A 13,365-nucleotide genomic window follows, 5' to 3' on the forward strand; every position below is an offset into this window, starting at 1 on the left:
TGCGTTGCTGGGGCGTGAGCTTCCTGGTGATGTTGCCGGTGAGGCTGTGGGTTTTGGGTTGGCGTGGCTGGCGGCCCACGGTGATCTTGGCGAGGCGGGGTTTGTTCTCGCTCCGTTGCTGGGGCGTGAGCTTCCTGGTGATGTTGCCGGTGAGGCTGTGGGTTTTGGGTTGGCGTGGCTGGCGGCCCACGGTGATCTTGTTGAGGCGCAGCACGTGCTGCAATCGCTGTTGGCTCGTGAGCTTGGTGACGAGGACGGGGAAGCTGCCGTCGGCTTGGCCATGGCGTGGATGAACCTCCACGGCCGTGAACCCGGTGCGCAGTTCGTGCTCGGCAGGCTGCTGCTACGGGAGCTCGGCGTCGTTCGCCGGCAGGTCGTCGTGGACATGGCGCTCGTGTGGATTGCTCACAACGGAGTTGGCTCGGATTTCGTCTCGAAATACGTCGCCCGGCAGAGACTGATGACCGAAACGGTGGCGGCGGCCACCGTCATGTGGGCGTCGAAGAATCCCGACGACGAGGATGTCTGGTGGCGCCTTTCTCCTATCTTGCGAGATCTGAGGAAGTGGCCACATCTGTTGATGCCGTTGCTGACTGCGGTGGAACGAGCCACGTGGACGTTGTCGTCGGAGAATTTGTCGGCCAGAAACTCGAAATCTGAGATCGACGGCCTGATGGACCAGCTGTGTCGACGCAGGGGGCTGAAATACGGGATACCGGCTGCCAGGCTCGACGACGTGCTGGTCCTGTGGTTGCACCGTCCGGAAAGCCTCAGTCCCCACTGTTCGCCTGGGTCGTACTACCTGGACATGTTGTTTCGCGTCACCAGCTTCGTGATCGTTCCTGGTCGGTTCCCAGGCGACCCTCAGCACCTCTTGGACCGGCTCGAAGCCTGGATCGAGAACTGGCAGTGCGCCGGTGAGCAACGTGACGAAGCGCGCTCTCACGTGGCACGCACGAGGATCTACCTGTCGAGGAGGTGAGGGTGGTCGCGGGCGGCGACCACCCTCGTCGCGACTAGGCCGGATTCGCCGCATGAGTCAGCGTCTCCCAGGCGACGAACAGGTTGTCCGTCCCCTGTGGACGTATCCGTTCGGTGTAGGCCTGGGTGTTCGCCATCGCGATGCCCAGCCGGGTGTTCAGCGCGTTGAACGACACCTCCGACGTCGGCCCGAGGTTCTGCTTGAACGACCCGCCGCACAGCCACGACGGCACCGGCTCACCGTTCTGGTACTTGGTGTGCAGGCCCCACGCGTGCCGCATCCGGTCCTTGATCTCACCCCAGATGTCCTGGCCCTGGTGCTTCGCGGTCTCGGCGAGGTGCGAGGCGGCCACCAGCCCGTACGCGGTGTGCGTGAAGTCCCGGCAGGTCTCCTGGGTGAGCCCGTCGACGAACGTGGACTGGTTGTGCCAGTAGGAGATGATCTCGGACCTGGTGTCGATGCCGCTGCCCGGCGGTGTCTTCGGCAGTGCACCGTCGGTGGTCAGGTAGATGTAGGCCTGGATGCGGGTGCGGAAGATGCTGATCGCCTTGTCGTAGGCGGCGCGGTCCTCCAGGAAGACCGCGATGCCGATCGACGCCTCCATCATGCTGAGCTCCCAGTTGCCGTTCGTGTTCGCACGGCCGTTCTGGATCTCGGGCAGGTAGACGTTGCGCAGCATGGTGCCGAACCGCGCGCTGTTCGGCCAGTTCCCGTAGACGTGCTTGATGATCTCGGCCGCCTTGGGCCACGAGGAAGCCGACCACGCGGTCTGCAGCGGGGCGTTCGAGTTGGTGTGGTCGCGGATGGTGGCGGACCAGGCGTCCATGATCTGCACGGCCTTGGTCGCGTACCGGTTGTCGCGGGTGATGTACCAGGCGAGCGACAGCGTGTAGGCCGCGATGGCGTCCTCGCGCTCGTCGGTGCAACCGTAGTTGGGGTTGGAGTAGGAACCGCACTCCACGACGGCACGCGGCTTCGGCGTGCGGTTCAGGTCGGCGTACTTCGACGCCATCATGCGGTCGTAGGCGAGCTTCCACGGCTGGGCGCCCGCCTGGACCTTGGCGCGCACGAAGTCCAGCTGTGGCCGGGACACGACGACTCCCGGGTGGACGAACGTCGCCGGAGCCGCTTGGGCGGATCCGGCGACCGGTACTAGCAACGATGCCAGCAGTGCGATCAGCACCGCGCAGGAACGGGTGACCATGCGGCACAGTGTTAGTGGTCTATACCTTTGCGGTCAATGATTCCGGCACAACGTTCACGCTGGTGAACTGCGTCGCCATTCCCGCAGGTCGGTGAAGTACTTCAGAGCCGCCGCGTGCGCCTTGCGGCCGACGGTCAGCTCCTCGTCCTGCCACGAGTACCGGTTGCCCGGCCCGGCCGCGAGCACTCGCAGCGGCCAGTCCCTGCGGTCCATGTCGCCGAGCGCGTAGACCCGCATGTGCTCGGGGATGGCCAGGTACGCCTCGCGCACCGACGCGCGGTTCTCCTCGGTCTGCTCGTCGAGGAAAACGTCCACCGCCGCAAGGCATCGGGCCGTGGAGTCGGGCCTGCCGGCCAGTTGGTCGACGTCGTCGCGCACCTCGGCGAGCAGTGCTTCGGGGGTGATCCAGGACTGGGGTTCGGCGAACTTCCACGCGCCCAGGTGAAGCGCGGACCCTTCAGCGCCTTCGGGAAACTCGGTGGCCACCTTGCCCGAGGCGAGCATTCCGGCGAACTCGTCCAGCGTCACGAGACCCCAGCAGTCGAGCATCCCGTCGGCGTAGATGACGAGATCGGTGAGGAAGTACCTGTCCCCGTTGCGAACGAAGACAGGCCGCCAGGTGCCGTCGATCCGTTCGCCGTCCACCTCGCGCCAGGTCCGCCGTTGTGCCATGCGGGACAGGGTAAACACGCGAAATCCCCGGTGCGCGGGAGGTGCACCGGGGATTTCGCGCTCTCTCAGAACTGGGTCACTCGCGGCACTTCTTGCCGGAGTTCACGCAGTTGACGAGACGGTTCATGATCTGCTGCGACATCACGTTGGCGAAGTCGTCGTGGTCGGAGAACGGGTTGTGCTCCTCCTCCGGGAACGAGTCCACCTTGTACTGACCCTTCTGCTGGATGTCCCTGGGGATGTTGTAGGTCAGGGAGATCCGCAGCTGCGGGACAGCCTTGAAGCCCTTCGGGCACTTGCCGGAGTTCTTGTCCGGGAAGACGATGTGCTCGCGGTGCTTCGCGGAGTCGATGTTCTTGCCGTCCCAGCAGCTCGGGAAGTCGTGGATGCGCTTGACCTTCGAGCCCTGCGGGCAGATCGGGTACTTGTTGATCAGCACCTTGTCCTCGAAGCCGGAGCAGGTCCACGAGTCCTTGGCGTTCTTGGTGCCGTTGGTCGAGACCTTGGCGTCGCCGTAGAGGACGCGCAGGAACTTCGGCATCGCGACGACCTTGCCGACGGGCGAGCCGCGGAACTCGAGCTGGGCGACCTCGGGACGCTGGATCACGCCGTCGTTGCCCTCGAGCTCGAGGTCGGCGTTCTCCTCCTTGTTGTTCTGGTTCTTCTTGTTCTCGGTGCCCTCGGCCTGAGCCTCGTCGTTGTTCTCGGCGCCGTCGTCGAGCTTGGCGGCCTTCTCGCCCTGCTTCTTGACCGCGCAGGCGGCGGCCGGGTTCAGGTCGGGAGCCTGCTTGCCCTGGCGGCTGAACGCCAGCATCATGCGGTTCAGGATGGCGGCGCGCTTCTCGCGCGTCGGGCCGACGATGACGTTGTCGATGTCCTGAGCCTTGGTCTGCTCGAGCTTCTTCTCGGCCTCGTCGGTGACCTTCTCGATGTTCTCGAGTTCCTTGTCGATCTCCGCCTGGGCCTTGTCCGGGATGTCCTCGGGGAGCTTGGAGGCGACGTCGGGGCACTCGAGGCGGGCAGCGGCCTTGTCGGCCTTGTCCTTGTCCTGCTGCGCCTTGTCGTCCTTCTTCGGCGGCTGCTTGGCCGGCTCTTCCTCGTCCTCGGTGTCGATGCGGACGACAGGCCAGAAGTACGCGGACTTGTCACCGTTCTTGCAGGTCGTGCCTGCCTTCTGCAGCGACTTGTTGTTCGAGTCGGCGTTCGTGGACAGGTTGCCGACGTAGTCGTGCAGGTGCTGGGCACCGTTGCGGACACCGGGCTGCGCGATGAAGTTGTCCGGGTTGAAGTGCCCGTTCTCGTTCCGTCCGCAGTCGACGATGAAATTGCCCTTGGAGGCGTTGCCCTGCTGGTTCACTTTCTTGACGTTCGGCTTCACCTTGGTGATGTCGACGAACAAGTTCTTGTCCGGGCCATCGGCGAGCGCGGCGCCATCAGATGAGCTGATCGCCACCACCGCGGCACCGCCAGCGACCAGCGCCATCGCCGCTGCGGCGGCGGTCAGCCAGATCGTGGATTTCCTACGGTGAAAAGCCATTTGCCACCTCGTGTAGTCCGATAAAACGGCATGGTGAAGCTGACGGCGGTTAGCCGTGTTGTTCGGGTTTAAGCTCGGTGTGCGGTTAGAACGAACGCGAACTGCTTCGTCGGCTCGTCGTTTTCTTCTTGGACCGGGAAATCATTCGCATTCCGACCAGCGCGAGCGCGAGCACCGCTATCGCACCGAAGAAGACACCGTTGTTGTCCCCGAACACGCCTTGCTCGGCGGTGCGGGTGAACTTGGTGCCCTCCGGCACTGTCGGGATCACGCCGTCGGTCGGGTTGGCTGACGCCTCAGCGTTGTTGTCCCCCGTTGGTTCCGGTGCCCCGGAGGCAGCCGTGGGGGGAGCGAGCGGTTGAGGCGACTCCAGACCGGCGAAGTCGACCTTGCCGGTGTCTTCGAGCACCTTCATGTGGTCGAAGACGGTGATCATCGCTTGCGTGGCCAGAATGCGGATGAGCTCGTTCTTCGTGCCCGCCCGGATCTGCGCGGCGTAGGCGTAGACCTTGCCGTGCGCCGCGCGGAGCCGGTTCGCGAAGACGACGTCGAACTCGTCGCCGTTCGCCGCGTCCATCTCGCCGAGCCAGCCCTTCTGCTCGTCGGAGGCCTCCGTGGGCAGCGTGTGGCCGAGCAGGACGCCTGCCCGGTTCACGACGTTGTCCAGCAGCGTGTGGCCCTCGATGAGGTGCTTGCAGGCTTCCTGGATCTTGGGCTGGTCGGCTCGCTTGGCCTTGCCCTTCTCGCCCGCGGGCTTCTCCCACAGCCCGGCCTGCTTGACCCGGTTCATGAAGTCCCGGTCGGCAGGTCCGAGCGGACCCCACTGGGTCTGCACGACCTCGTCGCCCGTCCCGCCACTTCCGGGCGGCGGGGTCGAAATCGGGGTCGAGGGAGTGGAAGGCTGACCTGATGCGACCCCGGTGGTGAGCAGCACGGCCAACGCGCAGCCGACCAACGCGACGAGGAGTCGCGCCGGCGTTGCCAAGTTCATGGGGAGTCGCACGATCGGGACTACGGCTGGGAAAGGGAGCCCGCCTCAGTTCGAGACCCCGGCGTTATCAAAACGTTATCGAACCCCGCGCAACCCCGGTTCGAACGCGCGACCTAAAGTCCTGAGCATGAGCAAGCGTTTTGTGGCGTTGGGGGATTCGTTCACCGAAGGAGTCGGTGACGAAGACGCAGGTAGGCCCAACGGGGTGCGTGGCTGGGCGGATCGCGTGGCCGACGTTCTCGCCGCCGATCCCGAGTTCAGCTACGCCAATCTCGCCGTGCGGGGCCGGTTGCTGCCGCAGGTGCTCGACGAGCAGCTTGAGCGCGCTCTCGCGATGAACCCGGACCTCGTCTCGCTCTACGCGGGTGGGAACGATCTCATGCGGCCGAAGGTGAACATCGACGCTCTGATGCGCCGGTACCGCGATGCCGTTGCGCGCGTCGCGGGTGCGGGCGCGCGCGTCATCCTCTTCACGGGTGTCGACGGGGCCGACGACCCGGTGTTCCGCAAGATGCGTGGTCGCGTGGCCATCTACAACGAGCACGTGCGCGCGATCGCCGCCGAGTTCTCGTGCGTTCTGGTCGACATGTGGGCGATGCGGCAGCTGCGCGACCGTCGCATGTGGTCCGCGGACCGGCTGCACCTGAACTCCCTGGGGCACACCGAGGTCGCCATTTCTGTGCTCGACGGTCTCGGGGTCTCGCATTCCTTGCAGCGGACCGTGCTCGGGGTGGCTCCTCTGGTTGACCGCAGGGTTCGGCGGGCGGAGGACTGGAAGTGGGCTCGGGAGCACGTCGTTCCCTGGGTGATGCGCCGGTTGCGCGGGGAGTCGTCGGGTGACGTCGTGCGGGCTCGTCGTCCGGAGCTACTGCCGCCCTCGTAGGTAGAACGTGTTCCTTGGCGCAAGGTGGTCTAACGACCTAACAGTGCTTTGGTGACGGTTTTCCTCGAGGTTGTTTGCAGATAGAACGCGTTCTAGATTTCGTGTCCGCCACCTGGGTGAAATCGCTGGTAGCAGGCCCGGGCTGCACCGATGCAGTGGCCTAGCGTTCGTCCGCATGCATCGCAGTGCTGCGCTGATCGCGTTGGTGGTCTGCGCGTTGCTCGCCGGGTGTGGCAGCAGGCTCACCGCCGAGCAACGCGCCGCACTCGCCGTGCCCCAAGGCGGCGGATCGGTCGTCCAGGACGGCTCGGTGCCGGTCGAGGACGGCGCGGCGCCCGGTTCCGACGGCACCGCGGGTCAGCCCGGCAGCGACGGCACCGCCGGGCAGCCCAACAAGCAGCCGAACCCGCCCGGCAGCATCGCCGGCGGCTGCCAGGGCACCGGTGGTGCGACGGACAAGGGCGTGACCCCTGGCGAGATCACCATCGCCAACATCTCGGACATCAGCGGGCCGGTACCCGGCCTGTTCCAGGCGGCGCAGCAGGGCACGAAGGCGTTCGTCGAGTACTTCAACGCCACCCAGGGCGCGATCTGCGGCCGCAAGCTCAAGCTCGTGTCGTTCGACTCGCGCACCGACAGCGGCGGCGACCAGCAGGCCACCTCCCAGGCGTGCGAGCAGGCGTTCGCGCTGGTCGGTTCGATGTCGGCGTTCGACCAGGGCGGTGGTCCCGCCGCGACCGCGTGCGGCATCCCGGACCTGAGGGCCTCGACCGTCACCGCCCAACGGCAGCGCGTGCCGGTGAGCTTCGGCGCCGCGTCCAACGTGGTGAACCTGGTGTCCACGGCAGGCCCGGACCTGGTGAAGTCGACCTTCCCCGGCGCGATCGGCGCCGCGGCCTACCTGTACCTGAACGCCGACGCGAGTGCGCAGAACGCCCGCAGCATGCAGAAGGCGGCCGAGGCCCGCGGCATCAAGTTCGTCTACACGCAGGCCATCGACATCGCGGACGTCAACTACGCGCCGTACGTGGCGAAGTTGAAGGAGACCGGCACCAAGATCGTCTACTGGATCGGCTCCGGGCAGTACGCGGTGCGGTTGCAGCAGGCGATGCGGCAGCAGGGGTACACGCCGGAAGCGTTCATCACGGAGCCGTCCGCGTACGACCCGCAGTACATCAAGCAGGGCGGCGCGGCGGTCGACGGCACCGTCGTCTACACGAACGGCGCGCTGTTCGAGGAGAACAACGCGCAGGTGACGTTGTACAAGCAGTGGCTGGGCCGGGTGGCTCCCGGCGCGGCGCCGACGTACTTCGGGATGTTCGCCTGGGCCGCCGCCCGGTTGTTCGTGCAGACGGCGGCGAAGGTGGGGCCGCAGCTGACGCGGAAGGCGATGCTGGACGCGGTGCGTGGGGTGCACGACTTCACGGCTGAGGGGATGGTGGCGCCGCAGGACGTCGGGGGGAAGCGGACTTCGGCCTGCATGACGCTGGTGCGGCTCAAGGGTGGGGCTTGGTCGCGGCTGGCGCCGGCTTCGGGGTACGCGTGCGGCTCCTTGATCGACACGGGGGTGGGCGGATGACGGCCCTCCTCGCCTACACCATCTTCGGCCTCGTGACCGGGGGCGCGTATGCCGTCGTCGCCGGCGGTCTCGTCCTCACCTACAGCACCTCCAAGGTGTTCAACGTCGGCCACGGCGCGATCGGCATGGTCATGGCGTTCCTCTACTGGGAGCTCGCCGAGAACCGCGGCCTGCCCCAATGGCTCGCCCTGCTGCTGGTGGTCGGCGTGTGCGCGCCGCTGTTCGGACTGCTCATCGAACGGTTCATCATGCGTCGGCTGGCCGGTGCCCCGGTCGGGATCACCCTGGTGGCCGGAGTCGGCGTGCTGGTCGGCCTTATCGGCGCGGCCCAGGCGATCTGGCCGCCGGAGGCTCGGCCCGTGCGGCCGTTCCTCGACCAGTACGGCATCCACATCGGACAGTCCTATGTGAGCGGCCACGACCTGGTCACGCTGGCGTGCGCGGTTCTGGTCGCGGGCGGGCTGTACGTGCTGCTGAACCGGACCCGCACGGGCCTGGCGATGCGGGCGTGCGTCGACGCGCCCGAGCTGGCCGCGTTGTACGGAACGCGCCCGAACCGGCTGTCGGCGTTGAGCTGGGCGATCGGGTCCGCGTTGGCCGCGCTGGGCGGCATTCTGCTCACGCCGGTCGTGCAGCTCGACTACGTGACGATGACGTTGCTCGTGATCACGGCCTACACCGCGGCTCTCGTCGGACGGTTGCGCAGTCTGCCGTTGACGTTCGTGGGGGCGTTGGGGCTCGGGCTGGTGCAGTCCTACGCGGTGGCCTACCTGCCGTCCTCGCCGTTCTGGATCTCCTTCAGGGCCGCGATTCCGGCGCTGCTGCTGTTCGTCGTGCTGCTGGCGATGCCGCAGTCGCCACTCAGGATCGGTGGCGTGCGGGGATCGCGCGGGGTGACGGTGCCATCCGGACTTGCCACCGGCGTGGGTGCGGCGCTGTTCCTGGGTGTGGTCGTGGTGCTGGCGCTGCTGGTGGACAAGGTGGTGGCCGGGCAGCTCGCGCTGGGGCTGGTGTTCGGGATCGTGCTGCTGTCGATGGTGCTGCTCACCGGGTACGGCGGGGTGGTGTCGCTCGGGCAGTTCACGTTCGTCGGCGTGGGCGCGGTGACGGTGGCGCGGCTCGGTGGCTCGCCGTGGACGCTGGTGGTCGGCGCGGTGGTGGCGGCGGCGATCGGTGCGGTGATCGCGTTGACGGCACTCCGGGTCAGCGGGCTGTACCTGGCACTGGCGACGTTGGGGTTCGCGCAGCTGATGGACAAGCTCGTGCTGCAGTCGCCGATCGCGTTCGGGGTGCGGGGGAGTCTGCAGGTGCCGGCGCTGTTCTCGTCGACGGCCGCGCAGCTCGTGTTGGTGGCGGTGGTGTTCGCGCTGGTCGGGGCCGGTGTGCTGATGATCAGGCGCGGACGGCTCGGGCGGCGGATGATCGCGGTCAAGGACAGCTCGGCTGCGTGCGCGACGCTGGGCATGAACGTGCGCTGGATCCGGGTCTGGGTGTTCTCGCTGTCGGCCGCGATCGCCGGGCTGGCGGGCGGGTTGTTCGCGCAGCTGCGGGAAACCGTGGCGGCGAGCGACTTCCAGCTGTTCAACAACCTGCCGCTGCTGCTGTTCGCGGTGATCGCGGGCGTGACGTCGGTGTCCGGCGCGGCGCTGGGCGGCCTGCTGCTGATGCTGCTCCCGGTGCTGCAGAGCGGTTTCCCGGCGTTCGCGGGGGCGGCGGTCGTGTTGCTCGGCGTCGCGGCGGCCGGGTTGGCGCGTGATCCCAACGGCCTGATGAGCTGGTTCTTCCGCGCCTGGTCCTGGCGGCGCGCATGAGCACACTGCGGGTGGAGGGCGTGACGGTTCGCTTCGGCGAGGTGACCGCGGTGAACGACGTGACGTTGTCGGTCGACGTCGGCGTCACCGGGCTGATCGGGCCCAACGGGGCGGGCAAGACGACGTTGTTCGACGTGATCAGCGGGTTGCGCAAGCCGTCGGCGGGCCAGGTGCTGCTCGGCGATGCCGACATCACGTCCTGGGGGCCGCACCAGCGCTCCAGGCAAGGCGTGGCGCGAACGTTCCAGCGACTCGAGGTGTTCGGGTCGCTGACGGTCTGGGAGAACGTCGTGGTGGCGCTGGAAAGTCGCCGCCGGCCCGCTCGGCTGGCCGCGGAACTGCTGGAACGCGTGGGAATCGCGGAGTTCTCGTCCAACCAGGCCGACACCGTGCCGACCGGTGCCGCGCGGCTGCTGGAGCTGGCGCGCGCACTCGCCACCGATCCTTCGTTGCTGCTGCTGGACGAACCGTCGTCGGGGCTGGACCGGGCCGAGACCGACGCGTTCGGCGAGCTGCTGCGGGAGCTGGTGGGGGAGGGGCGCTCGGTCGTGCTGGTCGAGCACGACATGGACCTCGTGATGGGCTACTGCGACGTCGTGCACGTGCTGAACCTGGGCCGTCTGCTGACTTCCGGGACGCCTTCAGAGATCCGTGAGCACGCGGGTGTCCGGGAGGCGTATCTCGGATGATCGATCTGACGGACGTCCACGCCGGGTACGGCCGGATCGAGGTGCTGCGCGGAGTGTCGCTGAACGTGCCGCGCGGCACGGTCACCGCGTTGCTCGGCCCCAACGGCGCGGGCAAGTCGACGTTGGTGAAGGTCCTGAGTGGACAGCTGCGCGCCACGTCCGGGCACGTGCACCTCGGCGGAGTGCACGTGAACGACGCCGCGCCCGAGGAACTGGCTCATGCGGGCCTGTGCACGATCCCGGAAGGCCGCGCGATCTTCCCGAACCTCACCGTCGCCGAGAACCTGCGCCTGATGCGCGGAGATCCTTCCGTTGTCTACGAGCGGTTCCCGAAGCTGCGCGTGCGGCACAAGCAGCTCGCGGGCTCGATGTCAGGCGGTGAGCAGCAGATGCTCGCGTTCTCCCGCGCGTTGATCACCGACCCGGCGGTGGTCGTGATCGACGAGCTCTCGATGGGCCTCGCGCCGGTGATCGTCGCCGAGCTGTACGAGGTCGTCCGCGAGCTGGCTTCCGGTGGCGTGACGATGTTGATCGTCGAGCAGTTCGCCGAAACGGCCTCGTCGGTGGCGGACCAAGTCGTCGTGATGGCGCACGGCGAGATCGCGGCCGACACCGACCTGGCCTCTGTCTACTTCGGAGGGACGTCATGAGGTACGCACTCGTCCTGCTGCTGCTCCTGCTGTCCCCGGCGCCGGCCCGAGCCGCTTCGGAGATCGGCGGCTTCACTCTCTCCGCCCACGCCGCACCGGTGTCCGTGCTGCTGCACACCGACCTGATTCCCGTGCCCACCGAACCGCAGGGCGAGGTCCACCTCTCCTACACCCAGACCGAGCTGGGCTCCGGCCCGATCGGCCGTTCCCTGGCGAGCTCGGTGTGGCCGGGCGCCGCCGTCGGCACCGGTCTGCCGCAGCTGCTCGGCTTCGCGTATCCCGTGCAGGCCAACGCGGCGACGCCCGGCGGCCCGGCGGACGAGTCGAAGTCGGGCATGCGCGCCACCGCGAGCGCGGCCAAGACCGAGTCGTACGCGGGCGCCCGCCAAGAAGTTCCTTTCCTGCTCACCACCGACGGCCTCTCCTCAACCAGCACGAACGCTGTGTCGGCTGCCGAGGCGCGGTCGTCGGCCGTGACGTCCGCGCAAACGATTTCCCTTTTGGCCGGCCTGGTCGTGATGTCGGGTGTTCGCTTCGAGTCCGTTGCGGTCAGCGATGGCAGCAAGGGCAGCGGCACGAGCACGTTCTCGGTGGCGGAGTTCACCGTGCTGGGCCAGAAGTTCCCGGTCAAGTCACCCGCCGCCCCACCGGACGGCCTGCTGAAGGCGCTGGAACCACTGGGGATTTCCCTGGCCTGGCCCGAGGCCGCCACGAAGGTCGAGGGAACGGGCGCGACGTCCAAGTCCCGCGGCCTGACCCTGACCATCGACGTGCTGGCGTTGCGCACCAAGCTGGGCCTCGGCGGCATCCTCGACGGCGTGCTGGCCCCGTTGCTGCCCAAGGAACTCGTGCCGCTGCTCAACCCGCTGCGCAAGATGGTGGTGATCGTCGGTGACACCGAAGCAGTCGCAAACGCTTCCGCTGTTGCTTCGATACCGCCGCCCGATGTCCCTGTGCCCCAAGCACCTCTGCCACTGCCGCCCGACGCCGGCGGCTCAGCGCCCTCACCCGGCACGTCCCCGGTGGCCGGTGTCACGCCACCCAAGGCCGTGACACCTGTGGCCAACGCCCGAGCCAAGCCCCGATCCCTGCTCGACTTCCCCGGCGTGCCCGCGCTGATAGTCCTCGCCGGACTCGGGGTCGCCGCGGCAGGAGCGTTCGGCATGAAGTCGTTCGGCACGTTCCTGCTGGGCGGCGCTCCCTGTCCCTCCGGGCACCCCACCGGTGTCCCCGACCTGCGGGTGAAGCCATGACGATGCAGGACCGGCGGCGCGCCAGAATGCGCAGTGGAATCGGACTCGTCGGCACGATGCTGATGACCGCGGGCATCGCTGCGATCCTCTTCGCGTGGTGGGGCGTTGCGCACACCGGGTACGTGTGGGAGCAGATCCCTTATGTGGTCTCGGGCGGAATTCTCGGTGTGGGGCTGATCGGGGTCGGCGGCTTCCTCTACTTCGGGTCGTGGCTGACCAAGCTCGTGGAGGAACAGCGCCAGACCACCTACGCGCTGCTGCAGCTGCTGGAGGAACGCGAACGGGACGCGGAACGGGTCTAGCGCGCGGTCAGAGCGTAGGCGGACAGCGGCACGTTCCCGCTCTTGCGCGCGACCTGCCGCAACAACTCCTTCGCCAGCCCGTCCGGCGCGTCCTCCAGCGCCGCGGCGATCTCCCAGTCCGCGTCCTGCAGCCCACTCGTGTCCACGGACGTGATCTGCTCGACCTCCCAGCCCGTGCTCTCCAACGCGGCCAGCAGCGTGGCACGGGTGAGCGGCGCACGGATGTTGCCGTCGGTCTCGCCCATGCGGTCCTGCGCGAGCACGGCCAGCAGGTGCGGAACCTGGTTCGGGTGCACGGGTTCCGGGTCCCACTCGGCGAAGCACAACCTCGAACCGAGCGTGCGGATCTTCGCCAGTGTCCGGGACAGAACATCCGCGGACGCGAAGTACCACGAGCAGTGGGCGAGCACCACGAGGTCGTAACCGGTACCGACGTCATCGCGAAGCACGTCCGTCTCGTACCGCATGGAGATGCGAGAGCCGAGCGGCCCGTCCAGCAGCACCCGCGCGGAATCACCAACGGTGACCGGTGAGCCGTACAAAGGCGGGGCGATGTCCACTCCGACGACCGTCCCGTTTGGACCCACGAGAGACGCCAGCACCGCGGTCATGTCGCCCTGACCGCACCCGACCTCCAAAACCGAGGCACCGTCGGGAATCCGCCACTCCGAGGCCAACGCCAACCGATATGTGGTCTGTGCGACCTGGATGTCCGGATCGGGCACCCACGCGGCCATGAGCTGGGCGATTTCGTGAGCGTTCATCGCGTCAGACCCTAGGAGAGCGGTTCCACGACCGCACGCCGATTTGGC

The 13,365-nt window shown here is 67.5% G+C and carries 13 protein-coding genes; 8 read left to right on the plus strand and 5 right to left on the minus strand.

Annotated elements, in window-relative coordinates; genetic code table 11:
• On the plus strand, positions 1-982 hold a 982-nt coding region (locus tag AB0M24_RS23580), incomplete at its 5' end, for a hypothetical protein (protein ID WP_363771508.1).
• A gap of 34 nt (positions 983-1,016) precedes the next feature.
• On the opposite strand, the gene AB0M24_RS23585 is transcribed toward AB0M24_RS23580, so the two are convergent.
• From AB0M24_RS23585 to AB0M24_RS23600, 4 genes are all read right to left on the minus strand, one after another.
• Complete coding sequence (locus AB0M24_RS23585; protein WP_363771511.1) at positions 1,017-2,186, minus strand: alginate lyase family protein; 1,170 nt, start codon at positions 2,184-2,186, stop codon at positions 1,017-1,019.
• A gap of 54 nt (positions 2,187-2,240) precedes the next feature.
• Positions 2,241-2,858 carry a hypothetical protein gene (locus tag AB0M24_RS23590; RefSeq protein WP_363771514.1) on the minus strand — a complete coding sequence of 206 codons (618 nt, stop codon included), beginning with the start codon at positions 2,856-2,858 and terminating at the stop codon, positions 2,241-2,243.
• A 76-nt stretch (positions 2,859-2,934) separates the two neighbouring features.
• On the minus strand, positions 2,935-4,395 hold the full coding sequence (locus AB0M24_RS23595) for a DUF1996 domain-containing protein (protein WP_363771517.1): 1,461 nt from the start codon (positions 4,393-4,395) through the stop codon (positions 2,935-2,937).
• 85 nt (positions 4,396-4,480) lie between these two features.
• On the minus strand, positions 4,481-5,386 hold the full coding sequence (locus AB0M24_RS23600; RefSeq protein ID WP_363771520.1) for a DUF4142 domain-containing protein: 906 nt from the start codon (positions 5,384-5,386) through the stop codon (positions 4,481-4,483).
• A gap of 127 nt (positions 5,387-5,513) precedes the next feature.
• Here AB0M24_RS23600 and AB0M24_RS23605 point away from each other — a divergent pair, with 127 nt between their 5' ends.
• The 7 genes from AB0M24_RS23605 to AB0M24_RS23635 all read left to right on the plus strand — a co-directional run bounded on the left by AB0M24_RS23605 (position 5,514) and on the right by AB0M24_RS23635 (position 12,553).
• The gene (locus AB0M24_RS23605) at positions 5,514-6,269 is read left to right on the plus strand and encodes an SGNH/GDSL hydrolase family protein (RefSeq protein WP_363771523.1); all 756 of its coding nucleotides are present in this window, start codon (positions 5,514-5,516) and stop codon (positions 6,267-6,269) included.
• A gap of 175 nt (positions 6,270-6,444) precedes the next feature.
• Entirely contained in the window at positions 6,445-7,848 is a 1,404-nt protein-coding gene (locus AB0M24_RS23610; RefSeq protein WP_363771526.1) for an ABC transporter substrate-binding protein, read from the plus strand.
• Complete coding sequence (locus AB0M24_RS23615; RefSeq protein ID WP_363771528.1) at positions 7,845-9,659, plus strand: ABC transporter permease; 1,815 nt, start codon at positions 7,845-7,847, stop codon at positions 9,657-9,659. Before AB0M24_RS23610 ends, AB0M24_RS23615 begins: the two co-directional genes overlap by 4 nt.
• The gene (locus AB0M24_RS23620; protein ID WP_363771531.1) at positions 9,656-10,348 is read left to right on the plus strand and encodes an ABC transporter ATP-binding protein; all 693 of its coding nucleotides are present in this window, start codon (positions 9,656-9,658) and stop codon (positions 10,346-10,348) included. Before AB0M24_RS23615 ends, AB0M24_RS23620 begins: the two co-directional genes overlap by 4 nt.
• On the plus strand, positions 10,345-10,998 hold the full coding sequence (locus AB0M24_RS23625) for an ABC transporter ATP-binding protein (RefSeq protein WP_363771534.1): 654 nt from the start codon (positions 10,345-10,347) through the stop codon (positions 10,996-10,998). Before AB0M24_RS23620 ends, AB0M24_RS23625 begins: the two co-directional genes overlap by 4 nt.
• On the plus strand, positions 10,995-12,251 hold the full coding sequence (locus AB0M24_RS23630) for a choice-of-anchor P family protein (protein ID WP_363771537.1): 1,257 nt from the start codon (positions 10,995-10,997) through the stop codon (positions 12,249-12,251). The genes AB0M24_RS23625 and AB0M24_RS23630 overlap by 4 nt, the downstream gene beginning before the upstream one ends.
• Positions 12,248-12,553: a hypothetical protein gene (locus AB0M24_RS23635; RefSeq protein ID WP_363771540.1), complete on the plus strand. Its 306-nt coding sequence runs from the start codon at positions 12,248-12,250 to the stop codon at positions 12,551-12,553. Before AB0M24_RS23630 ends, AB0M24_RS23635 begins: the two co-directional genes overlap by 4 nt.
• Here the strand turns inward: AB0M24_RS23635 and AB0M24_RS23640 are convergent.
• The gene (locus AB0M24_RS23640) at positions 12,550-13,317 is read right to left on the minus strand and encodes a methyltransferase domain-containing protein (protein ID WP_363771543.1); all 768 of its coding nucleotides are present in this window, start codon (positions 13,315-13,317) and stop codon (positions 12,550-12,552) included. The genes AB0M24_RS23635 and AB0M24_RS23640 overlap by 4 nt on opposite strands.
• Between the last annotated feature and the right edge of the window lie 48 nt (positions 13,318-13,365).

The sequence above is a fragment of the Lentzea sp. NPDC051838 genome, assembly GCF_040681245.1.
Taxonomy (GTDB): domain Bacteria; phylum Actinomycetota; class Actinomycetes; order Mycobacteriales; family Pseudonocardiaceae; genus Lentzea.